At 71.6% G+C, this 21,162-nt stretch carries 21 protein-coding genes and 1 pseudogene; 8 read left to right on the top strand and 14 right to left on the bottom strand.

The window, feature by feature from the left end; all coding sequences use genetic code 11:
• Positions 1–146: 146 nt before the first annotated feature.
• From tgmB to OHA05_RS33260, 3 genes are all read right to left on the bottom strand, one after another.
• Positions 147–1,073 (bottom strand): ATP-grasp ribosomal peptide maturase, encoded by a 927-nt coding sequence (gene tgmB, locus OHA05_RS33270; protein WP_313942531.1) that lies wholly within the window; start codon positions 1,071–1,073, stop codon positions 147–149.
• A 13-nt stretch (positions 1,074–1,086) separates the two neighbouring features.
• Positions 1,087–1,278, bottom strand: a complete 192-nt coding sequence (gene tgmA, locus OHA05_RS33265; RefSeq protein ID WP_313942532.1) for a putative ATP-grasp-modified RiPP — start codon at positions 1,276–1,278, stop codon at positions 1,087–1,089.
• Positions 1,279–1,751: 473 nt separating this feature from the next.
• Entirely contained in the window at positions 1,752–2,189 is a 438-nt protein-coding gene (locus OHA05_RS33260) for a nuclear transport factor 2 family protein (protein WP_328862595.1), read from the bottom strand.
• Between the two features lie 261 nt (positions 2,190–2,450).
• Between OHA05_RS33260 and uvrA the strand changes: the two genes are divergently transcribed.
• Positions 2,451–4,955, top strand: coding sequence for an excinuclease ABC subunit UvrA (gene uvrA, locus OHA05_RS33255; RefSeq protein ID WP_313942534.1), 2,505 nt, complete (start codon positions 2,451–2,453; stop codon positions 4,953–4,955).
• Positions 4,956–5,027: 72 nt separating this feature from the next.
• Here the strand turns inward: uvrA and OHA05_RS33250 are convergent, their stop codons facing one another.
• The 3 genes from OHA05_RS33250 to OHA05_RS33240 all read right to left on the bottom strand — a co-directional run bounded on the left by OHA05_RS33250 (position 5,028) and on the right by OHA05_RS33240 (position 7,610).
• Positions 5,028–5,498 carry a hypothetical protein gene (locus OHA05_RS33250; RefSeq protein WP_313942535.1) on the bottom strand — a complete coding sequence of 157 codons (471 nt, stop codon included), beginning with the start codon at positions 5,496–5,498 and terminating at the stop codon, positions 5,028–5,030.
• A gap of 114 nt (positions 5,499–5,612) precedes the next feature.
• Positions 5,613–6,506, bottom strand: a complete 894-nt coding sequence (locus OHA05_RS33245) for a SigB/SigF/SigG family RNA polymerase sigma factor (RefSeq protein ID WP_328862594.1) — start codon at positions 6,504–6,506, stop codon at positions 5,613–5,615.
• Positions 6,507–6,623: 117 nt separating this feature from the next.
• Positions 6,624–7,610, bottom strand: a complete 987-nt coding sequence (locus tag OHA05_RS33240) for an aldo/keto reductase (protein WP_313942537.1) — start codon at positions 7,608–7,610, stop codon at positions 6,624–6,626.
• Positions 7,611–7,867: 257 nt separating this feature from the next.
• On the opposite strand from OHA05_RS33240, the gene OHA05_RS33235 reads away from it, so the two are divergent.
• A complete protein-coding gene (locus tag OHA05_RS33235; protein WP_328862593.1) occupies positions 7,868–8,605 on the top strand; it encodes an SAM-dependent methyltransferase in 738 nt (245 codons plus the stop codon).
• Positions 8,606–8,618: 13 nt separating this feature from the next.
• Here the strand turns inward: OHA05_RS33235 and OHA05_RS33230 are convergent, their stop codons facing one another.
• Entirely contained in the window at positions 8,619–10,829 is a 2,211-nt protein-coding gene (locus OHA05_RS33230) for an FUSC family protein (RefSeq protein WP_328862592.1), read from the bottom strand.
• Positions 10,830–11,026: 197 nt separating this feature from the next.
• Here OHA05_RS33230 and OHA05_RS33225 point away from each other — a divergent pair, with 197 nt between their 5' ends.
• The 3 genes from OHA05_RS33225 (at position 11,027) to OHA05_RS33215 (ending at position 13,717) form a co-directional block, all read left to right on the top strand.
• Entirely contained in the window at positions 11,027–11,929 is a 903-nt protein-coding gene (locus tag OHA05_RS33225) for a DMT family transporter (protein ID WP_313948771.1), read from the top strand.
• 154 nt (positions 11,930–12,083) lie between these two features.
• Positions 12,084–12,731: an HD domain-containing protein gene (locus tag OHA05_RS33220; protein WP_328862591.1), complete on the top strand. Its 648-nt coding sequence runs from the start codon at positions 12,084–12,086 to the stop codon at positions 12,729–12,731.
• A complete protein-coding gene (locus tag OHA05_RS33215) occupies positions 12,719–13,717 on the top strand; it encodes a GlxA family transcriptional regulator (RefSeq protein WP_328862590.1) in 999 nt (332 codons plus the stop codon). Before OHA05_RS33220 ends, OHA05_RS33215 begins: the two co-directional genes overlap by 13 nt.
• A gap of 137 nt (positions 13,718–13,854) precedes the next feature.
• Here the strand turns inward: OHA05_RS33215 and nthA are convergent, their stop codons facing one another.
• The 4 genes from nthA to OHA05_RS33195 form a co-directional block, all read right to left on the bottom strand.
• The gene (gene nthA, locus OHA05_RS33210; protein ID WP_328862589.1) at positions 13,855–14,442 is read right to left on the bottom strand and encodes a nitrile hydratase subunit alpha; all 588 of its coding nucleotides are present in this window, start codon (positions 14,440–14,442) and stop codon (positions 13,855–13,857) included.
• Complete coding sequence (locus OHA05_RS33205) at positions 14,439–14,726, bottom strand: SH3-like domain-containing protein (RefSeq protein WP_328862588.1); 288 nt, start codon at positions 14,724–14,726, stop codon at positions 14,439–14,441. The genes nthA and OHA05_RS33205 overlap by 4 nt, the downstream gene beginning before the upstream one ends.
• On the bottom strand, positions 14,719–15,000 hold the full coding sequence (locus tag OHA05_RS33200; protein ID WP_327677567.1) for a hypothetical protein: 282 nt from the start codon (positions 14,998–15,000) through the stop codon (positions 14,719–14,721). The genes OHA05_RS33205 and OHA05_RS33200 overlap by 8 nt, the downstream gene beginning before the upstream one ends.
• A gap of 164 nt (positions 15,001–15,164) precedes the next feature.
• Positions 15,165–15,584, bottom strand: coding sequence for a CBS domain-containing protein (locus OHA05_RS33195; protein ID WP_328862587.1), 420 nt, complete (start codon positions 15,582–15,584; stop codon positions 15,165–15,167).
• 241 nt (positions 15,585–15,825) lie between these two features.
• On the opposite strand from OHA05_RS33195, the gene OHA05_RS33190 reads away from it, so the two are divergent.
• The 3 genes from OHA05_RS33190 to OHA05_RS33180 all read left to right on the top strand — a co-directional run bounded on the left by OHA05_RS33190 (position 15,826) and on the right by OHA05_RS33180 (position 17,910).
• The gene (locus OHA05_RS33190) at positions 15,826–16,152 is read left to right on the top strand and encodes a plasmid stabilization protein (protein ID WP_313942544.1); all 327 of its coding nucleotides are present in this window, start codon (positions 15,826–15,828) and stop codon (positions 16,150–16,152) included.
• 43 nt (positions 16,153–16,195) lie between these two features.
• Positions 16,196–17,209 carry a non-homologous end-joining DNA ligase gene (gene ligD, locus OHA05_RS33185; RefSeq protein WP_328862586.1) on the top strand — a complete coding sequence of 338 codons (1,014 nt, stop codon included), beginning with the start codon at positions 16,196–16,198 and terminating at the stop codon, positions 17,207–17,209.
• 80 nt (positions 17,210–17,289) lie between these two features.
• Positions 17,290–17,910 carry a DNA polymerase ligase N-terminal domain-containing protein gene (locus OHA05_RS33180; protein ID WP_313942546.1) on the top strand — a complete coding sequence of 207 codons (621 nt, stop codon included), beginning with the start codon at positions 17,290–17,292 and terminating at the stop codon, positions 17,908–17,910.
• A gap of 20 nt (positions 17,911–17,930) precedes the next feature.
• Here OHA05_RS33180 and OHA05_RS33175 read toward each other — a convergent pair whose 3' ends face one another.
• The 3 genes and pseudogenes from OHA05_RS33175 to OHA05_RS33165 all read right to left on the bottom strand — a co-directional run bounded on the left by OHA05_RS33175 (position 17,931) and on the right by OHA05_RS33165 (position 20,988).
• A complete protein-coding gene (locus OHA05_RS33175; RefSeq protein ID WP_313942547.1) occupies positions 17,931–18,938 on the bottom strand; it encodes an alpha/beta fold hydrolase in 1,008 nt (335 codons plus the stop codon).
• A gap of 127 nt (positions 18,939–19,065) precedes the next feature.
• Positions 19,066–20,358 (bottom strand): annotated as a pseudogene (gene thrS / locus OHA05_RS33170) (threonine--tRNA ligase); the annotation flags it as partial.
• A gap of 135 nt (positions 20,359–20,493) precedes the next feature.
• A complete protein-coding gene (locus tag OHA05_RS33165) occupies positions 20,494–20,988 on the bottom strand; it encodes an HIT family protein (RefSeq protein ID WP_313942548.1) in 495 nt (164 codons plus the stop codon).
• Positions 20,989–21,162: the final 174 nt, after the last annotated feature.

Below are 21,162 nucleotides of genomic sequence, written 5' to 3'. Positions count from 1 at the left end.
TCACAGGCGTACCCTGCCCTTTCGCATCCCCCGTTGTTGTGCGTACACCTCATCTGCCCGACCTTCGGGGGCCTACACGGCACAGTTCGTCCGCCGGTGTGCGCCGGGCCGTGCCGCGCAGGGGCGCGCCCGGCTCCGGGCGGACGTCATGCCTCGGCGCTCAGCCAGGCGGCGACCGCCGCGGCGATCGGCTGTTCGGTCTGGAGTTCGATGAAGCCGAACTGGCCGCCCTGATTGCATTCCAGGAACCACCACGTCCCATCGCCGTCCTCGGCGAAATCGAAGGCACCGTAGGCGAGGCCGGCCATGTCCTTGTACATGGCAACGGCCCGTGCGACGCGAGGCGGCACGTCGACGGGCTTCCAGTCGTGTCCGGTCTCCCCGTACCGGCCGTCCACCTGCCCCGGCTCGGCGACCTTGCGGGCGGCGAACAGCTCGTCGCCGACGCTGGTCAGCCGGATGTCGGCGGCCTTGGTGATGTAGCGCTGAAGGAGCGTGGGGCCCGCGGCCACCCCGGAGAAGTCCGCGTCCGGCGGTACGAGGGTCGTGGGCAGCGCCATCGGCGGATCGGCCGGCGGCTTGCCCGACACGGCTTTCACCACGACGTGCCGGTACTGCTCGGCGAACCGGCGCGCCACCTGCGGATACGTCGTGATGATCGTCGCCGGCACCGGAAAGCCGCTGCGGTGTGCCGTACGCAGCTGCCATGGCTTGAGGCGCGCTCGCGCGGCGGCGCCGGGGTGGTTCATCCAGCGCGCGGTGGTGGAGTCCAGCATCCCGTACAGCGCCTGGCCGGTCTCGGCGGACAGCCAGGGAGACGGCTCGGACGCGTGAGCAGCCGGTTCACCGGGTCTTCGGATCCAGATGGAACGCAGTCCGTCCATGCTGACGACCCGCCCACCCGTGGAGAGGTAGCCGCGGAACTCGCCCCGTACGTATTCGGCGGACAGGGCTCCCTCGCCGGGAATGTCACCCGGGTCGAACCGTACGAGCGGGACGCAGCTCTTGTGCAGCTCCGCCACCACCATGTCCGCGGTCACATCCTGCTCACAGGTCAGGATCAGTACCGTCATCGTGCGCGTCGGGTCAGTCGTCGAAGTGGGTCGCGGAGCCGGCTGTCGAGGTGGTGGTGCCGACCGCCGCGAGCAGGGCCCTGTCCATGATGGCGGGGCGCCCGTCGGGCAGGACGTTCAGCTGCAGCGCAGCGTCGTACGAGTACTGGTCGACCACCGGTGACAGCGCAGCCGGCCGTGCGTAGGTCCACGCGAACGGTTTCATGCTTCTCTCCCTGGCCCGCAAAGGGCTGTCTGGGGGCCACTGCGTGGCCTCACGGTGAGCAATACGTGGAGATGGATGTATTGGTTTCATCACATACCGTCATATTCCGGATACCGCTCGCCAGACAGGACATCGGATCGGAGCGGCCGCACAACCGGCTCACGAACAGGCCCTCGCACACGGGCCGTTGACGTCCCCCTGACATAAGTAGAGACGCCTGAAGGAGTCATTCCGTGCACCGAGTGGGTGCGTGACCTCCGTCACTGCCGTCTCAAACGCCTCAACAGTCACAGCTTTATCACTGTTCACACAGGTAACAGCGAGGGCCGAGGTACCGCCCGCGTGAAAAAATTCCGCCACATCTCGTGGCGGTGTGGACAACGAACGGCCCCGTTCGGCACAGGGGTGGAGGCAAGAGAGGGCGACACCCGACACAGAGCGCGTACCTCAGGAGAGCCGGATCATGCGAAGGATCATGCATGTCGTTCATGCGCCCGCCGCCGGCCGGCGGCGGGAACGATCGTGGCGTGGTGGTAGTACATCCGCCATGTCCCGTCATGTCCCGCGCGCCACAGCGAACTCCGGCGCGCCCGCTCCTCGTTGATGGTGGTCTCGTAGGTGAGGTGCACCAGCCCGGGCGCCAGGACCACACCTCTGAGGTCCGAGGGTTCGTACCGGGCACCGTCCTCCGCCGCGCCGTCCATCTCCGGCAGTGCGGCAAGAATGTCCTCACGGCTCCACCGCCGTCCCGAGGCGCCGACCTCCACGAAGTCCGGGTCGAGCAACTGCCGGGCCACGTCCCGTGCGGAACGCACCGTCGGGTCCATCAGCCGTAGCTCACCGGCGACCGCTGCGCGCACATCGTCGTCCCACTGGTCCCATGCGTGCTGCTCGTTCACCTCGTCGGTCATGGAAGCATCTTCGTCCGGGTGCCCACTGCCCGGGCAACCGGATTTCGGCGGATCCCGACGGTCGGCAGGACCGCTGCTGACCTCCTGAAGCCGTTGCGGCCCACCCGGCACATGGTCCGGCCGTACGCCCCCGCCTGCGAAGGGAGGGACGCGAGGGCACACTGGTCGAGGAGGCGCGGCCACGGCCGGGGCGGCCGGAGGCCGCGTGGCTGCCGCCCGAAAGCGGTGCGAACGGCCCGTCCCCGATGCCTTCGGAGAACCATGAGCAACCCGGCCAACGATCCGTACGTACGGGTGCGTGGTGCCCGCGAGCACAATCTGCGCCGCATCGACGTGGACATCCCCCGGGACGTGCTCGCCGTCTTCACCGGAGTCTCCGGGTCGGGCAAGTCCTCCCTCGCCTTCGGCACGATCTACGCAGAGGCGCAGCGGCGCTACTTCGAGTCCGTCGCGCCCTACGCCCGCCGGCTGATCCACCAGGTGGGGGCGCCCGCGGTGGACGACATCCTCGGGCTGCCGCCCGCCGTCGCCCTCGAACAGCGGCGCGGTTCGGCCACCTCCCGCTCCTACGTCGGCACCGTGACCACCCTGTCGAACACGCTCCGGATGCTCTTCTCCCGGGCGGGGACCTATCCCCCGGGTGCCGAACCGGTGGACTCCGACGCCTTCTCCCCCAACACCGCGGCCGGCGCCTGCCCAGTCTGCCACGGCTTGGGCCGAGTGCACCGCACCACCGAGGAGCTGATGGTCCCCGACCCGTCACTGAGCATCCGCGAGGGGGCGATCGCCGCCTGGCCGGGAGCCTGGCACGGCAAGAACCTGCGGGATGTGACCGGGACCCTCGGCCACGACATCGACCGCCCGTGGCGGGAACTCCCGCAGCAGGACCGGGACTGGATCCTGTTCACCGACGAGCAGCCGGTGGTGACCGTGCACCCGGTGCGGGAGGCGGGCCGCATCCAGGCGCCCTATCAGGGCACGTTCCAGAGCGCCCGGCGGTATGTGATGCACACCTTCGCCGACTCCAAGAGCCAGGCGCTGCGTGCCCGAGCCGAACGGTTCCTGGAGAGCTCGCCCTGTCCGGCCTGCGGCGGCAGCCGGCTGCGCCCGGAGTCACTGGCCGTCACCTTCTCAGGACGCACCATCGCGCAGCTCAACGCCATGCCGCTGACCGCACTCGCCGAGGTGCTGCGACCCGCCGCCCGGGGCGAGGTGGCGGATCTCCCCGAAGGGCCCGAACGGCAGATCGCCACGACGCTCTCCGCCGACCTGGCCGCCCGGATCGAGGTGATCACCGAACTGGGGCTGGGCTATCTGAGCCTGGACCGTACGACGCCGACGCTGTCCCCCGGCGAACTGCAACGGCTGCGCCTGGCGACCCAGTTGCGGTCCGGACTGTTCGGCGTGGTGTACGTCCTGGACGAACCGTCGGCGGGCCTGCATCCCGCGGACACCGAAGCGCTGCTGACCGTGCTGATGCGGCTGCGGGAGGCGGGGAACTCGGTCTACGTCGTCGAGCACGACATGGACGTGGTCCGCAGGGCCGACTGGATCGTCGACGTCGGGCCGCACGCCGGCGAACTCGGCGGCCGGGTCCTGCACAGCGGACCGGTGGCGGAGCTGGCGTCCGTCACCGAGTCGGTGACCCGCCGGTTCCTGTTCGACGGGGAGCCGGACACAGGGGTGGGGCGGCCCTCGCGCGAGCCGTCCGCCTGGCTGCATCTGCGCGGCATCACCCGGCACAACCTGCGCGACCTGGACGTGGACCTGCCGCTCGGGGTCTTCACCGCGGTCACCGGCGTGTCGGGGTCGGGAAAGTCGACGCTGATCGGCCAGGTGCTCGCGGGTGTCCTCACCGAGCACCTGGGCGCGGACCCGGCGGACCGGAGCGGCACGGACACCGACGAGGGCGAGGGCGACGGGGCGCTCAGCCATGACGCCCGCGCGGGAGCGGGCGTCGAGGCCAAGGGCATGGACGTCGTGGACCGCCTCGTACAGGTGGACCAGAAGCCGATCGGCCGCACCCCACGCTCCAACCTGGCGACGTACACAGGGCTGTTCGACGCCGTACGGAAGGTCTTCGCGGCCACCGACGATGCCCGGCAACGGGGCTACCGGGCCGGGCGGTTCTCGTTCAACGTCGCCGGAGGCCGGTGCGAGACCTGCCAGGGCGAGGGATTCGTGGCCGTGGAGCTGCTGTTCCTGCCCGGTACGTACACGCCCTGCCCGACCTGCCACGGCGCCCGATACAACGAGGAGACGCTGCAGGTCCGGTACCGGGGACGGAGCGTCGCCGACGTCCTCGGTATGACGGTGGACACGGCCGCGGAGTTCTTCGCGGACGTCCCCGCGGCGGCGCGGAGCCTGCGCACGCTGAAGGAAGTGGGCCTCGGCTATCTGCGGCTCGGTCAGCCCGCCACCGAACTGTCGGGCGGCGAGGCACAGCGCATCAAGCTGGCCTCGGAGCTCCAGCGCAACCGCCGTGGCCACACGGTGTATCTGCTGGACGAGCCCACGACGGGGCTGCATCCGGCCGATGTGGAGCTGTTGATGCGCCAGTTGCACGGGCTCGTGGACGCGGGCCACTCGGTGTTCGTGGTCGAGCACGAGATGGGCGTGGTCGCCGGGGCGGACTGGGTGCTGGACCTGGGACCCGGCGGCGGGGACGCCGGAGGCCGCGTCGTGGCCGCGGGCCGCCCGTCGGAGGTGGCGTCGGCGCCGGGGAGCCGGACGGCGGAGTATCTGGCACGTCGGCTCGCACGTTGAGTGCGGTGCCTGCGCGAGCCGGACGACTCGCCGGGGCAATCGGGCCCATGCGCGCGGCCGTTGACGGCATCGTCAGGAACGGGCCCATTTCCGCTCCTCGGACCGGCGTCCGATCCCCGAGAGCATGCGCCGCACACCGACCCCATGCCCTCCCGTCCCGATGACGAGCAGCCGGTAGACGCCCCCGGCGGGGCCGGGAAAGACCGCACGGCTCTCGGCACGCAACCGCGTCCTGCCGGGGGCCGCCTCGTCGAGACGGAAGATCAGGGCGTACGAGGAGAAGCGATGGCGCCCCTGGAGGGCGAGCTCCTGCCCGGGGACCGCGGCGACCACCCGGAACCCCGGAAGTACCGATCCTTCGGCGAGCGGGCGCGGCCCGGACGCGGAACGGTCGTCGCAGCGGACGAGCCGGGCGTAACCGGCCGCACCCGGACGCGAGAACGACCGGTCCAGGGTTTCGAGGAGACTGCGCCAGACGTCGTCCGCCCCCGCCTCGACGACCGTCGCGTGCTCATCGAGGTACGGCAGCGACGCGATCTGCATCCAAGGCCTCCGTGAGGTCCGAGCACGAACGGCCCTCCGGCGGCTACCGGAACGGCCCTGACCCAAGCGTCGCACCTCGTCCGGCGTCCCGGGCGGCCGGCCCGTGATGATCGCTCAGCGGTCCGTCAGCATGCCGGTACGGAGCTTCGTCAGCGTGCGCGTCAGCAGACGGGAGACATGCATCTGGGACACGTTCAGTTCCCGGCCGATCTCCGCCTGCGTCATCTCCTGCCCGAAGCGCATCTGCAGGATGCGCTTCTCCCGCTCGTCCAGCTGCTCCAGCAGAGGGGCGAGCGAGTGCAGGTCCTCGACCAGTTCCATGTACGGGTCGTCACCGCCGAGGATGTCCGCGTACGCACGGCCGGTCCGGGCGCCGACCGGGGCGTCGTCGCTGTCGGCGTTCGGGGTGTCGAGGGAGCCGGCGGTGTAGCCGTTGGCGGCGACCAGGCCCTCGCGCACCTCGTCCTCGGTGAGTTCGAGCAGCTCCGCCAGTTCCTTCACCGTCGGGTCGCGGTCCAGTACGGCGGCGAGTTCATCCTTGGCCTTCGCCAGTTCGGTGCGGAGTTCCTGAAGCCGGCGGGGCACATGGACGGCCCAGCTGGTGTCGCGGAAGAACCGCTTGATCTCGCCCACGATGTACGGAATCGCGAAGGAGGTGAACTCGACCTCGCGGGACAGGTCGAACCGGTCGATCGCCTTGATGAGGCCGATCGTGCCGACCTGGATGACGTCCTCCATCTCGCCGCTGCCGCGGTTGCGGAACCGGCGGGCGGCGAACTGCACGAGGGAGAGGTTCATCTCGATCAGCGTGTTGCGGGCGTACTGGTACTCGTGGGTGCCTTCCTCCAGCACCTTGAGGCGGTCGAAGAACACCTTCGACAGGCTCTTCGCGTTCTTCGGCGCGAGCTTGCCGGCGTTCTCGACCCAGGGCAGTTCCCCCACGCGCGAGGGGGACCCCGCGGAAACGTCCTCCTGCTTCGTCCCGCTCCGGGTGCTTTCGGACGACATGGTGCTGAGCATGATGTTCCCTCCCCTTCGGCGATGCTGCGTGGGTCCAGGTTCCCCGCCTCGCCGGCATCACGCATCCGATTCCTGCGGACTCTCCCCGAGGGGCGCGGCACGGGATCAGCAGGCGGTGTCCAGCCTGGCCCGCTGATCCGCCGTCAGCTCCAGGTCCACCGCGGCAAGGCTCTCGTCGAGCTGCGCCACCGACGAGGCGCCGACCAGCGGGATGACCGGTATCTCCCCGCCGATGAGCCAGGCGAGCACCACCTGGTTGACGGTGGCTCCGGCCTCCTGCGCGACCGCACGCAGAGCGGCCTTCCGCGCGGGCGTGCCCGCGTGGTCGAACTCGGGGCCGAAGGGCTTGTCGTCACGCACATAGCGGCCACCCAGCAGTGGCGAGTAGGCGACCAGTGTCAGGCCGGGGTCGTGGCGGACGTAACTGAGCAGATCCCCGCCGGCGACGCCCTGGCTGCCGTCCGCGGACATGTCCCCCGGCCGGTCGGTACGCGGCCGCAGATAGCTGTGCTGGTACTGGAGCACCTCGTAACCGGGCAGTCCGGCCGCCGCGGCGATGGTGCGGGCCCGTTCGATCTTCCACGTCCAGTGGTTGCTGACGCCGAGCAGTCCGACCGTTCCCTCGGCGACGAGCTGCGCGAACCCTTCCACGGTCTCCTCGGGGGCGACCGAGGGATCCTCGATGTGGGCGTAGAGCAGATCCAGTTTGTCCGTACCGAGACGTTCCCTGCTGCGCTCGGCGGCCTCCCGGATAACCTTGGCCGAGAGCCCTTCGGCGTTGTCGAGGTAGCCGGTCCCGGGGGCGAGGGGGCGGGCACCGAGTTTGGTGGCGACGGTGATCTCGTTCCCGATGCCCCGGCTGCGCCGCCAGCGGCCGAGGAGCTGCTCGCTCTCTCCGCCCTGCCCGCCGGTGAACCAGTACGCGTAGTTGTCGGACGTGTCGACGAACGTGCCGCCGGCCTCGACGTAGCGGTCGAGAATCGCGAACGCCGTCGGCTCGTCGGTCGCCGTCCCGAACAGCATCGCTCCCAGGCTGAGCACGCTGACCTCCCGGCGGTGGTCCGGGTTCTGGCCGATGGTGCGGTACCGCATGAAAGGTCCTCCCTGTTGGGCCCCTACCGGGCGGCCGGGGCGATGTGCGGGAGTCTGGGTGTTGGAGCGCTCACGAAGTCAAGGAACCGAGTGCCGACGGTTCCGCCCAGGCTCCCCGTCCGCCTGCCGGCCGGACGTGCCGCGTCCCCCGACCGACTGCCGGCCGAACCCGCCAGCGTCCGGCGCCCGGCGGCCCCACGCCCGTAGGTGCCGGAAATCCACGTGCGCCGACCGCGCAGCCCTGGCACGCTGCGCCGGTGAACCGTGAACTGATCTCCCGAATCGCCCATGCGGGCCACCCCGTCGCCGCGCCGCTGGACGACGACGCTGTACGCGGCCTGCTCGACCACTCCCTCCCGCGGGGCGACGAACGCGTCCTGGATCTCGGCTGCGGAGGCGGTGAGTGGCTGCTGCGCGCCCTGGCCGGCCGTCCGCAGGTGCGTGCTGAGGGTGTCGACCTCGCCGAGAGCGCTCTGCTCCACGCCCGCGAGGCCGCACAGGAACGGGGAGTCGGGGACCGTCTGATTCTGCACCGGCAGGACGCTGCCGACTTCACAGCGCCGCACGCCTTCGACCTCGTGATCAGTGTCGGTGCGACCCACGCCTTCGGCGGCCTGCTCCCCACCCTCGCGGCCGCTCGCAAGCACCTGGCGCCCGACGGGCGCGTGTTGGTCGGCGACGGGATATGGGAGCGCGAGCCCTCGGCGGAAGCCGTCGGGATGCTCGGCGACTTCGCCGATCTGGCGACCACGATGGACCGGGTGACCGCCGAGGGATGGACCCCGGTCCACGGCCATGTCAGCACGCGCCGGGAGCTGGACGACTACGAATGGTCGTGGACGGGTTCGCTGGCGTCGTGGGCGCTTGACCGGCCCGCGGACCCCGACAGCGCCGAGGCCCTGCGTGCGGCCACGATCCACCGGGAGGAGTGGCTGCGGGTCTACCGCGACACCATGGGCTTCGTCTCGCTGGTGCTGCGCCCGACGTCCGGCTGACACGGGCACCGAGTCAGTCCACCCGGGCGGTCACCGACTTCTCGATGTGGGCGAGTTCGGCGGCAAGGACCCTCAGCCAGTGCTCCAGGTCCATCAGCAGCGGGAGCGGCCGGCCGTGGCGGGGTCCGAGGGAGAGACCGGTGGGCGGGCCCTCGGAAGGCGGCGGCCCTTCACCGGCGCAGAGCGCGGCGATCCGGTCGGTGGCGAGCTCCAGCCGGTCGGCGCCCGCACGCGCCCACGCCACGTCGTCCGGCCGGCCCGCGGCCGGAGGCGGGTCGAAGCGGGGCAGCAGCTGGACGCCGAGAAGGATGTCGTTCGCGGTGATGAGGACGGCGTGCCAGTCCGTTGCATCGGCCGGCCGCTGCCCGGGCTCGCTCTCGAACTGGAGGTAGGCCGCCTCCGCGAGGCGCAGCCGGTGCAGCGCGGGGAGCGTCGTGGGCTGCGGCTCCGGGCCCGCCGGCAGCAGGACGCGCACGGTCGCGGGGATCAGCGGACCCGAGGCGCGCAGCAGCGCGGCCATGTTCCTGTGCACCTCGCGCCGGGCGCCCGCGGGCCAGGCGAGGAGCCCGCACAGCAGCCCGATGCCGCTGCCGGTGACCACGTCGATGAGCCGGACCTCGGCCAACTGCCAGGAGACGTGGGCGATCTGGGCGAAGGCCGCCGACACCACCAGGGTGAACAGTGCCTGGGCCCAGGCGACTCCCAGCATCGGCCCGAGGGCGAAGGCGGCGAGCATGGCCGGTGCGAGGACCACGGCGTACGCATCGGTGTGGTGTCCGACCGCGAGGAGCAGCGCCCCCGCCGCCGTCGCACCGACGAGGGTGCCGATGAGCGCCGAGCGCACCGCCGACCATGTCTCCGTCGCCGTCGTACGGCCCAGGGTGAGCACGGCGAGCAGGACCCAGAAGCCGTGGGTGAGGTCGAGGGAGCCGGCCACCAGCCGGGCGGCTCCCAGACCGAGGGCGATCCGCAGGGCGTTCTGGAACTGGACCGAGCGCAGGGTGGTGTTGCCCGCGATACGCCGCCACCAGAGGCGGGCGGACGTAAGACCGGCGTACCAGAACAGTTCCTGCGGCTGGACGCCCGGAGTGCGTCTGCCGTCGAGACCGATACGGACCGACGTCTCGAGGATCCGGGCGGACTCGGCGATCGCGAGAACCGCGGCCTGTCGGCGCAGTACCTGAAGAGGCGGCGCGGCCTCGGACGGATTCGTCGTCTGCGCCGTCCGTACCGCCTGGAATTCGTCGATCGCGGCGCCGAGCCCCATCATCCCGTACGCAGGCATCGGCTGTCCGCCGCGCAGCGCGGTCGCGGCGGTGGCACAGAGGGCCGCGACGCGGTCGAGCATCGCGGCCGAGGCAGCGTCCACCGAGGCGGGGGCGTCCCGCAACCGTGCCAGCTGTACGAGGAGCCTGCGCGCGGCACCGCTGGCCTGTGCGAGGGCGCGGTCCCTGCGGCCTGCGCCGGCCGGCCGCTCGGCGGTCGGCAGCCGGGACAGCCGCAGCCGCCCGCCGAATTCCCGCAGCCGCTCGGCCGACGTGTCGTCCGCGACGGGCGGATGCGCGACCGGTCTGTCGTCCGCGACGGGCGGCTGCGCGACCGGTCTGTCGTCCGCGACCGGCGGCTGCACGGCAGGTGTCTCGTCGGCAGCCTGCTGTCGCTCGGACGGTGAGTCGGCGGTGGCCGCGGCTCGGCCCGCCAGTGCCACGGCATCGGCGAGGAGCTCCCGGTAGGAGACGGTGGCCGGCGCGGGCAGCAGCAGGACCTCGCAGGCCGCGAGCAGCAGTACGCCGAGGGTCAGGCCCGCCAGCCGCTCGCCCAGGGCCCCCGGCGCGTACGGCGGGAAGCAGGCGAGGATGTAGAAGAGCTGGAGTCCGGGCGCCGCTCCCGCCGGAAGTGGTCCTCCGACGGCTGCGAAGGCCAGGAGGAAGCCGACGACCAGCATGCCGGCGACGGCCGCCCAGGTCTCCACGGCGAGGACGGTGCCCAGAGCGACGAGCACCAGGCCGACGGGCAGTGCCCGCAGGATCACACCGGCCCGGACGCGTCCGGACCCGGGGATCGGCGACAGCATGCCGAGCGCCACGGGGGCGAACAGGGCGTACAGCGCGACCGCGGGCCGGTCCACCGCGTAGACGAACGGGTAGAACCCGGCGCAGGACGCCACACTCACCCGGACGGCGCGGTGCACGATCGTCGTACGGTCCGCCTTCGGCACGCGCATGGGCACGTTCCTCTCAGCCGCGGCACCGCCCGTGGGAGCCACGCGCGGTCCGGCGGGCTCCCCGGTCCCATTGTCGGCTCGTGATCAACGGTCCGCAGCCCGGGCGCGTCCCGATCGCGCGGAGGGCCGCGGCGAGGTGACCATGGCAGGAGACCACCGGCGGGGCGCGCCTCGCCCGTCCTCTGGAGGCCGCCACGCTGCACACCCTGCTCCCGGTCGTCTTCGCGCTCTGCGCGGCGTTCAGCAACGCCGTCGCCACCGTGCTTCAGCGCAAGGCTGCCCTCACGGTGCCGCGGTCCGAGGGGCTCCGCGCCGGGCTGATGCTGGATCTCCTGCGGCGTCCCGTGTGGCTGGCCGGGATCCTCGCGGTGATCGCCGCAGGTGTCTGCCAGGCGCTGGCGCTGGCGACCGGGCCGCTCACGATCGTGCAGCCGCTGTTCGTCCTCGAACTGCCGCTCACCCTCGTCGTCGCCTCCCTGCTGATGCACCGGCATCTGCCGCGCACGGGCTGGCTGGCCGTGGCGGTCGTCGTGGGCGGTCTGGTGGTCGCGCTGGCCTCCGCGGCCCCGACCGGCAACCGCACCCATGTGGCGCTGGACCGCTGGATTCCCGCGCTGGCCGTCTGCGTGGGGGCGGTCGTCGTCCTCGCCCTTGCGGGGCTCAAGCGTCCCGAGGGCCGCGCGCGTGCGGCCTGTCTGGGAGGGGCGACAGCGATCAGCTACGCCCTGACGGCGGCGCTGATGAAGGCGTCGATGCACATTCTCGACGACCAGGGCATCGCTGCGTTCTTCAGTGCCTGGCAGACCTACGGCTTCGCCGCGGCCGGCGTCTGCGCGCTCTTCCTGCTGGAGAACGCGATGCAGGCAGGCCCTCTGGTGGCGTCCCAGCCCGCGCTCACACTCGGCGACGCGGCGGTCAGCCTGGCGCTCGGCATCACCCTGTACGAGGAGGAGGTCCGTTCCGGCTGGTGGCTGCTGCCCCAGCTCTGCGGTGTCGCCCTGATCGCCGCGGGTGTTCTCGCACTGTCCCGGATTCCGCTCACCCGCTCCGTCGTGGCCCCGGACGACTCGGAGTCGGAGAAGGCCACGGAGGCCCCCTGAGTCACGCCGCCCCTCACAGGATTCCGCGCGCCGGAAAGGGTGTCCGTATCTGTGGGTTGTTCGGCCTCACAGCCATGGCGGCGCCGGCAGCGGCGGTCGAAGCTGGAGTGGTCGGACCGACCGGCACCCCGATGACGAAAGGTCTGTGACAGCGATGACGACCACCTCACCCGCGCCCGCAGGAGTGCGCGTTCCGGACACCCGGCTCGCCCGTGAGGCGACCGAGCTGGTGCGCGACACGACCGACGAGCTGATCTACGGCCACTCCCGCCGGGTGTACTTCTTCGCCGCCCTCCAGGGCCGTCACCGTGATCTGTCGTTCGATCCCGAGCTGCTGTACGTCGGAGCGATGTTCCACGACCTGGGCCTCGGCGAGCGGTTCAGGACCAGCGGGCGGCGTTTCGAGGTGGACAGCGCGGACGAGGCACGGCGTTTCCTGGCGGCCCGGCAGGTGCCGGAGGACAGCATCCGGCGGGTGTGGACGGCGATCGCCCTGCACACCACCCCGGGGATTCCCGAGTTCATGGAGCCCGAGGTTGCGCTGGTGACGGCGGGCGTCGAGTACGACGTCCTGGGCATCGGCTACGGGGACCTCTCGGACGCGGAGCGCGCGGCCGTCGTCGCGCTTCATCCGCGCCCCGACTTCAAGCAGCGCATCCTGGCGGCGTTCACGGACGGGATCCGGCCGAAGCCGGAGACGACGTTCGGCAACGTCAAGGCCGATGTGCTCGAACACTTTGTGCCGGGCTTCCAGCGGGGTGACTTCGTCCGTACGATCCTCGACTCCCCGTGGCCCGAGTGACCGGCGGCCCGGCGCCCCATGTGGTGGCCGTGGTGGCGTTCGACGAGGTGCAGCTGCTCGATGTGACCGGCCCGGCCGAGGTGTTCACGACGGCCAACGGCTACGGCGCGCGCTACGACGTCCGGATCGTCTCCCTCACCGGGGCCGACGTCCGGACGTCGTCCGGGGTGCGTGTGGGGGTGGACGGCGGGCCGGAGAGCCTGCCGCGACGCGTCGGCACGGTGGTGGTGCCCGGCCGGAAGGACTGGCGCGGGGCGGTCGCGGACCGCGATCTCGTCGCGTTCGCGGGCGGGCTCGCGGACCGCTCGAAGCGGGTCGCGTCCGTGTGTGCGGGCGCGTTCGTCCTGGCGGAGAGCGGCGTGCTCGACGGGCGGCGTACGGCGACCCACTGGCAGCTCGCCGGGGAGCTGGCGGCCGCCTACCCCGAGGTGCGGGTGGAGGCCGATCCCGTGTTCGTCCGGGACGGCCACGTGGTCACCTCCGCGGGCGTCACCGCGGGCATCGACCTCGCGCTGGCGCTGGTCGAGGAGGACCACGGACCGGACATGGCCCGGAACGTGGCCCGCGAGCTCGTGGTGTTCATGGCCCGGCCGGGCGGGCAGTCCCAGTTCAGCGCGCGCCTGACGCCCCGGGAGTCCGGGCACCCCGTGGTGCGCCGGGTGATGGACGCCGTCGGGGCCGACCCCGGCGCACCGTACGGTCTCGACGCACTGGCCCGCGGTGCGGGCGTCAGCGCGCGGCACCTCACCAGACTCTTCCGCAGCGAGATCGGGATGACACCGGGTCAGTATCTGGAGTCGGTGCGGCTGGAGGCCGCCCAGGCACTGCTGGAGGCGGGCAGCGATCCGGTCGAGGAGGTCGCCGGCCGCTCGGGATTCGGGTCGGCGGAGACCATGCGGCGCACGTTCCGGAACACGCTCGGTGTCTCGCCGACGGTCTACCGCGCCCGATTCCGTACGACGGCTGTCGCGGAACCCCTCGGCTAGGGCTTGTTGTTCGGATCTTGCGGGGATCGCGTGCCCTGGCACGCGATCCCGCGTAGCCCTTGGGGCGTGGGGGGGGGACCCACTCACTGACCCAGCCTGATCCGAACGACAGACCCCAGAGGCGGTCGGGGCGCGGGTCAGAGGGCTGCGGTGCCGATCAACGCGTTGCGGGACACCAGGGCCGCCAGCTCCTCTTCGGAGAGCCCTTCGGTGTTCTGCGGCCGTCGCGGCAGGACCATGTACCGCGTCTCCGACGTCGAGTCCCACACCGTGATCCGGGTCTCCGGCGGCAGGTGAAGGCCGAACTCCGCCAGTACGGACCGGGGTTCACGGACCACCCTGGACCGGAAGGCCTCGCTCTTGTACCAGCTCGGGGGCGGCCCGAGCAGCCGGATCGGGTAGCAGGAGCAGAGTGTGCAGACGATGACGTTGTGCGTGTCGGCGGTGTTCTCGACGACGCGCAGGCGCTGCGGTTGCACTCCCCCGGCCGCGAATCCCAGCTCGCCGACGGCCGCGGTGCCGTCGTCGAGCAGCCGTGCGCGGAAGGCCGGGTCGGTCCAGGCGCGGGCCGTCACCCGGGCCCCGTTGGCCGGTGACGCCTCGCTCATGAAGGCGTCGATGACCTCGTCCACGGCGGCGCCCGTGATCACGCCGCGCTCTTCGAGAAGGGTTTCCAGGCGGCGTACGCGACGGGAGACGGCCGCGTCGGCGTGGGTTCCGGTCACGGGCGGTCGTCCTCCAGATAGCTCTCGGACAGGTCGAGCACGACGTGGTGGTCGCCTGCGCCCCACAGTTCGCGGGCGGCGAAGCGTACGGCGTAGACCTGCTCGACCGGGGCGTCGTCGCGGCCCTGGGATCGGATGTCGGCGAGCGGGGACCGGCCCTCGGGCTCGACCACGGTGCCCAGCTTGCCGCGGGCGTAGCGCGGGAGCCGCGTGTGGTGCGGCGGGTCGTGGTGGATCGTCCGCACGCGCGCACCGGGCGCGAAGCGGTCGGCGGTGTCAGTCATCGAGCTCACCGGCCTCGATGACACCCTTCGCCTCCAGGAGGGCGACGATGGCATGGAGCCAGCGCTCGTAGTACGAGGCGGCCAAGTAGTCGGACGGCGGCATGGATTCGACGGCGTCGCGGAACTCGTCGAGGTTGAAGACGTTGCCCGCGACCAGGGCACGGTTCAGTGCGAAGACCCTGGCTTCCCAGTCCGCGTGGAAGGGCTCGGTGTCGTCGGTGGTGTCGATGGGGCCGAAGCCCTCCATGCCGCCGACGTCGTTGATCCTGGCCATGGCACCAGCCTAGATCGTGGCCGGAGGTCTCGTCCGCTTCGCGGGCATGACCCAGGCCTTCTGGTGGCGCGGGACACGACCGGCCACCCGAGTGCGGGGCCGAGCGCGGACCGCGACGGGCCCGCGCCGCGTCAGGTCGACGCCGTCCGGCACGGGCCGCGGGGTCAGTCGTTCGGCGGAGTGGAGCTGATGTCGCCGAGTGCCGATGTGGGGTCGCGCTCGATGGCCAGGTCCCCCAGGGCGATGATGCCCACGGGCTTCCCGCCGTCGAGCACGGGCAGCCGGCGCAGCGAGTGCTTGCGCATCAGCTGCACGGCCCGCAGCACGTCGTCTTCGGCGGCGACCGTGACGGGTTCGTCGCTGCAGGCTTCCTGCGCTGTCGTGTCGTCGGGGTTCCGCCCCTCGGCCATCACCCTGACCACCAGGTCCCGGTCGGTGACCAGACCGCGCAGCCGATCCCCGTCGGTGACGAGGACGGCGCCGATGTCCGCGTCCCGCATCCGGTGCGCGACCTCGCTGACGGCGGTGAGCGCGCCGACGGTGACCGGTGGGCCGGTCATGATCTCGCGAACCTTCTGAGTCATCGCACTGTCCTCCTCCGACCTCCGACGGACGACCGCGTGCCCGCGGCCGCCGGTTCCGCCGCTCGGGTACCCGCCAGGACGGACACCACGCTCGCGGTGCACGAAGAGACCAATCGGTGGAAAGTGGGTGTGTTCCCGGCCGAGATCCGGGTACCGACGGCCCATACCGGAGCGTGGCCTTCGGCCGCGCGGACCGGCGCACCACGGGAATCGGACGCACAAGGAGTACGAGGAGACGGCCATGCCGCGAGGTTCCAGCCCCAAGCGCGAGCGTCAGTACGAACACATCAAGGAGAGTGCCGAGGAACGCGGCGCCTCCACCGGCCGTGCCAAGGAGATCGCCTCGCGCACCGTGAACAAGGAGCGCGCGCGTTCCGGCGAGGCGAAGACGGCGAGCAGGACGTCCACCCAGGACCCGAAGTCCGCCTCTCAGCGTGGCGGCGAGCGTTCGCACAGCGGTGCGCAGGGGCCGACGAAGGACCAGCTGTACGCCGAGGCGAAGAAGAAGGGCGTCGAGGGACGGTCCTCGATGACGAAGGCCCAGCTGGCCAGGGCCGTCGGCCGCTGAGTCCGCGGGCCGTGACGCGCGGCCCCGACTCGGCACGCTTCCCATGAGCGGCCTCCTCGACGCGCTTCCCGCCGCGCAGCGGCGCCTGCTGAGCGCCGCCCCCTCCGGGGACGACCTCGCGACGCACCCGATGCTGGCGGTGCTCAGCGACCGCCGCGTCTTCGACGACACCTGGGTCTTCGAGCGCAAACTCGACGGCATCCGGGCGCTGACCGTCCGCGCCCCCGAGGGGACGCGGCTGCTGTCGCGCACGGGCCGCGCCATGAACAACAGCTATCCCGAGCTGGTGGAGGCGCTGGCGGCGCAGTCGTGCGAGGACTTCACGGTGGACGGCGAGATCGTGGCGTACTCCCACGGCCGCACCGACTTCAGCCGGCTCCAGCAGCGCATGCAGTTGACCGACCCGCGGAAGGCGCGCGCGAGCGGGGTCGCGGTGACGTACTACCTCTTCGATCTGCTCACGCTCGACGGGAAGGATCTCCGGCGTCTGCCGCTGCGGACACGCAAGTCACTGCTGCGGCGCGCGCTGGACTTCGCTCCTCCCGTGCGCTTCACACCGCACCGCAATCAGGGCGGGCAGCGCGAGCTGGACGAGGCGTGCGCCCGGGGCTGGGAAGGCCTCATCGCCAAGCGGGCCGAGGGGTCCTACCTGCCCCGGCGTTCACCCGACTGGCTGAAGCTCAAGTGCGCCCAGGCGCAGGAGTTCGTCATCGGCGGATTCACCGAACCGGCGGGCAGCCGGGTCGGCTTCGGCGCACTGCTGATCGGCTACTACGCGGACGGGGAACTGAGGTACGCGGGAAAGGTGGGCACCGGCTACGACCAGGCCGCACTCCGCCGGCTGCGCGGAGCGCTGGACGGCCTGGGGCAGCGGCAGTCCCCCTTCGCCGGAGTGGTCCGCGAGCGAGGCGTGCACTGGGTGGAGCCTCGGCTCGTCGCACAGGTCGGGTTCACGGAGTGGACGCGTGACGGCATGCTGCGCCACCCCCGGTTCCTCGGGCTGCGCGACGACAAGGAACCGGCCGACGTGGTCAGGGAGGAACCGGCGGCGGGCTGACCCGCCCGGCACACCCCGCACGGGAAAGCCCGCACGGGAAGGCCCGCACGGGAAAGCCCCCACAGGAAAGGCGGCTCACCATGGCCGGGAAGGACGACCTGTCCGAGTACCGCAGGAAGCGCGACTTCGACAAGACGCGAGAGCCGCAGGGCGGTGCCCCGGCGTCCGGATCGGCCCCCCGGTTCGTCGTCCAGTTGCACGACGCCCGCAGCGTCCATTTCGACTTCCGGCTGGAGGTCGACGGCGTTCTGAAGTCCTGGGCGATCCCCAAGGGGCCCTCGCACGATCCGCACGACAAGCGCCTCGCGATGCCGACCGAGGACCATCCGCTGGACTACCGGGACTTCGAGGGCATCATCCCCGAGGGGCAGTACGGCGGCGGCACGGTGATCATCTGGGACGAGGGCACCTACCGGCCGAAGGGCAGCCCCGAGGAGTTCGAGAAGGCCCTGGAGAAGGGCCATGCCTCGTTCTGGCTCGACGGCCGCAAGCTGCACGGCGGTTACGCGCTCACGCGGTTCCGCGGCGGAGACGGCGACGACGACCGTGAGGCATGGATGCTGGTGAAGCGGAACGACACCCATGCCTCCGACCAGGACGCACCCGACCCCAAACGGGCCCGCTCCGCCCGCAGCGGCCGCACGCTCGGGCAGATCGCGGCCGACCCGGACGCCGACCGGTGGGAGAGCAACCGGTCCTGACGACCGGCGGACGGTCCGCGTCAGGCGTTCCGGTGCACCGTGGTCAGCCAGTCGACCAGCAGGCGGTTGACCTCGTCCGCCCGTTCCTGCTGGACCCAGTGGCCGCAGCCTTCGATGATGTGCGACGAGACGAGGCCCGGCAGTGTCGCCGGGAAGGCCTTGATGGCGTCCGCCAGCCAGACGATGGACGCGTCGCGTTCGCCGCCGATGAACAGCGAGGGCTGGGTGAGCGGCGCGCCGTCCCAGGCTGCCAGGTCCTCCCAGTCGCGGTCGATGTTGCGGTACCGGTTGAGCGCTCCGGTCAGCCCGGACCGCTCGAACTCCCCGGCGTAGACGTCGAGATCGGCCTCGGTGAGCCAGGCCGGCCGGACATCGCCCGGGAAGCGGTCGCGCATCCGCGCCCCCGGCGGGACGAAGAACAGGCTGCCGTCGCCGTCCGACGGTGCGGTGTCGCCGGAGAGCGCGGCGTAGTAGCCGGCGAGCCAGCCCCGTACATCGGGCTCGATCTCCGACTCGGCGCGGCCCGGCGCCTGGAAGTAGCTCATGGAGAACTCGGCCGCCCCGCCGAACTGTGCGAAGAGCTCCGTCGGCCGCCCGCCGCCCCGCGGTGCGTAGGGCACGCCGAGCAGGGCGGCGGCGGTGAAGACGTCGGGGCGGAGCAGCGCCGAGCTGGAGGCGATGGGTGAGCCCCAGTCGTGGCCCACGACCGTCGCGGTCTCCTCACCGAGGGCGCGTACGACGCCGACGTTGTCGGCCACATGGGCGAGCATCCGGTACGCGTCCACGTCGCGGGGCTTCGAGGAACGTCCGTAGCCGCGGACGTCGATCGCGACGGCGCGGTATCCCGCGGCGGCCAGGGCGGGAAGCTGGTGGCGCCAGGAGTACCACGACTCGGGGAACCCGTGGACCAGGAGGACGAGCGGGCCGCTGCCCTGTTCCACCAGGTGGATACGGCCCCCCGGAACATCCACCAGGCGGTGTACGGCCTCATCGGTCGGCTGCGCGGGTGTCTCGGTGGGCTGCGACATGGTTCCTCCCCGGGAACGTCTGCGTCTGTTCGGCGGCCGGCGCACCGCCGCCGCTGCCCACGATCATGCGGGGGCAGGGAGCAGCGGTACGAAGGTTGTTGCCGATTCGGCAAAAGCGGGGAGTCGACTACTCGCCGGGGGTGTCCCACAGTTCGCGGCTGCGCACCTCGACGAGCGCACCGATCCGGGCCAGGGCCTCGTCCGCGGACAGCGCCTTCAGCCGGCGTCCGTCCCGCAGGCGCAGGGCGACCAGGTCGTCGGCGGCCTCCTCGGAGCCGATCACCGCCTGGTGCGGGACGAGCCGGGCGGCCCTGATCCGCGCACCCAGACTGCCGTGCTCCGGCCCCGAAAGCTCGGCCCGCAGCCCCTGTTCGACGGCCCGCCGCACCACCTCTGCGGAGCGCGGCACCTGTGCGTCGGTCACCGGCAGGACGACCAGCTGGGTGGGTGCCAGCCAGGCCGGGAAGGCACCGCCGTACAGCTCGATGAGGTGCGCGACGGCCCGCTCCACGCTGCCGATGATGCTGCGGTGGACCATGACCGGGCGGTGTTTCGCGCCGTCGGCTCCGATGTAGTGCAGATCGAACTGCCCGGGCTGATGGAAGTCGATCTGCACGGTCGACAGGGTCGCCTCCCGGCCCGCGTCGTCCGCGACCTGGACGTCGATCTTGGGACCGTAGAACGCCGCCTCGCCCTCGACGGCTTCGTACGGCACGCCCGACGCGTCGAGCACCTCCCGCAGCAGCAGGGCCGCCCGCTGCCACATCCCCGGGTCCGCCACGTACTTCCCGCCCGCTCCGGGCAGGGACAGCCGGTGGCGGACGGGCCGGATGCCGAGGACGTCGTACGCCTCACGGATCAGCTCCAGGGCGGCCCGCGCCTCCTCGGCCACCTGATCGGCGGTGCAGAAGACATGGGCGTCGTTGAGATGGATGGCCCGGACACGGGTCAGCCCGCCGAGCACGCCCGAGAGTTCGGAGCGGTACATGCCTCCGAGCTCCGCCATTCTGAGGGGCAGTTCGCGGTAACTGTGCGGTCGGGAGCGGTACATGAGCGCGTGATGGGGACACAGGCTCGGACGCAGCACCACCTGCTCCCCGCCGATGTCCATGGGCGGGAACATGTCCTCGCTGTAGTGGGACCAGTGGCCGGAGATCTCGTACAGCTCTCGCTTTCCGAGCACCGGTGAGTACACATGCCGGTAGCCGGCCCGCTGTTCCGCGCCGCGGATGTACTCCTCCAGCGCATGCCGTACGACCGCTCCGTCGGGCAGCCAGTACGGCAGACCGGCGCCGATCAGCGGGTCGGTGTCGAACAGGTCCAGTTCACGTCCGAGCCTTCGGTGGTCGTGCATGGCGGTCTCCTCGCGGGAAGGGAGCGAGTGGCCGCACGGCGAAGCCCCGGGGCACTCGCCCCGGGGCTTCGACTTGGGTCAGCAGTCAGCGCGCCGGGACACTCTCCGGCGTCGTCGTCAGGTCGGCGCGCTTCATGCCGCGGACGCTAGCAGTCGAAGCGGCTCCGGGCCCGCGGTTTTTCGTCTGCCGGGCAGCAGAGGTCACAGGGCCGGTTCGGCCAGGGCCGCACGCAGGCGGTCGCAGACGTCCACCACGTCCGCCTCGCGGGGTACACGGCCGGCTCCGAACATGGCGACCTGGAGCGCGGGACCGTACGCGTCGTGCCGGGCCATGTCATCGGCGCGGGCGGGCTGGACGACGAAGTGGATGTGGCCGGGGACGCGGCCGGCGTGCGACCAGAGGCATACGTACACCTGCTCGGGGCTCGTCACCGCGGTGACGGCCTCGCTGGTCCGGCGCAGCAGCGGGCCGAGTTCGGCGGACTCGTCGGCGGTGAGGTCCGCGACATGCACGACATGCCTGAGCGGCTTGACGATGAGGGTGCCGAGTCCGAGCGGTCCGACGCAGTGTTCTACGGTCCAGTGACCGGTCCGGCTGACCGTCCCGCCCGCGGGCGCGACGGTACCGGAGATCAGATCGCACGCGAGGCATCCCCCACCACTGCCGTCCTCCCTGTGCTCAGCACTCGCCCCCACCGCGCTCCCCCTCTGTCAGGTCTGCTCTGCCACGTCCGTGAAAGGCAGCGGGCATCCGGGGCTCGCCGCACATCCCGTCAGATCCTCGCAGCCCACCGCCGACGCGAAGACGAGTGAGGCGCGGACCGTCATGCGGACCGTCATGAGGTCGGCGACCTATTCGTCGGTCTCCTC

This window comes from Streptomyces sp. NBC_00306 (genome assembly GCF_036169555.1).
Taxonomy (GTDB): domain Bacteria; phylum Actinomycetota; class Actinomycetes; order Streptomycetales; family Streptomycetaceae; genus Streptomyces; species Streptomyces achmelvichensis.
This window is presented reverse-complemented; position numbering and strand designations above follow the sequence as displayed.

Coding starts and splice junctions, on each gene's coding strand:
- OHA05_RS33195 (WP_328862587.1), bottom strand. CDS start 15,584: ATGACTCAGAAGGTTCGCGAGATCATGACCGGCCCACCGGTCACCGTC.
- OHA05_RS33250 (WP_313942535.1), bottom strand. CDS start 5,498: ATGCAGATCGCGTCGCTGCCGTACCTCGATGAGCACGCGACGGTCGTC.
- tgmB (WP_313942531.1), bottom strand. CDS start 1,073: ATGACGGTACTGATCCTGACCTGTGAGCAGGATGTGACCGCGGACATG.
- OHA05_RS33220 (WP_328862591.1), top strand. CDS start 12,084: ATGACGACCACCTCACCCGCGCCCGCAGGAGTGCGCGTTCCGGACACC.
- tgmA (WP_313942532.1), bottom strand. CDS start 1,278: ATGAAACCGTTCGCGTGGACCTACGCACGGCCGGCTGCGCTGTCACCG.
- OHA05_RS33205 (WP_328862588.1), bottom strand. CDS start 14,726: ATGACTGACACCGCCGACCGCTTCGCGCCCGGTGCGCGCGTGCGGACG.
- OHA05_RS33230 (WP_328862592.1), bottom strand. CDS start 10,829: ATGCGCGTGCCGAAGGCGGACCGTACGACGATCGTGCACCGCGCCGTC.
- OHA05_RS33245 (WP_328862594.1), bottom strand. CDS start 6,506: ATGTCGTCCGAAAGCACCCGGAGCGGGACGAAGCAGGAGGACGTTTCC.
- OHA05_RS33200 (WP_327677567.1), bottom strand. CDS start 15,000: ATGGCCAGGATCAACGACGTCGGCGGCATGGAGGGCTTCGGCCCCATC.
- uvrA (WP_313942534.1), top strand. CDS start 2,451: ATGAGCAACCCGGCCAACGATCCGTACGTACGGGTGCGTGGTGCCCGC.
- ligD (WP_328862586.1), top strand. CDS start 16,196: ATGAGCGGCCTCCTCGACGCGCTTCCCGCCGCGCAGCGGCGCCTGCTG.
- OHA05_RS33190 (WP_313942544.1), top strand. CDS start 15,826: ATGCCGCGAGGTTCCAGCCCCAAGCGCGAGCGTCAGTACGAACACATC.
- OHA05_RS33175 (WP_313942547.1), bottom strand. CDS start 18,938: ATGTCGCAGCCCACCGAGACACCCGCGCAGCCGACCGATGAGGCCGTA.
- OHA05_RS33240 (WP_313942537.1), bottom strand. CDS start 7,610: ATGCGGTACCGCACCATCGGCCAGAACCCGGACCACCGCCGGGAGGTC.
- OHA05_RS33180 (WP_313942546.1), top strand. CDS start 17,290: ATGGCCGGGAAGGACGACCTGTCCGAGTACCGCAGGAAGCGCGACTTC.
- OHA05_RS33260 (WP_328862595.1), bottom strand. CDS start 2,189: ATGACCGACGAGGTGAACGAGCAGCACGCATGGGACCAGTGGGACGAC.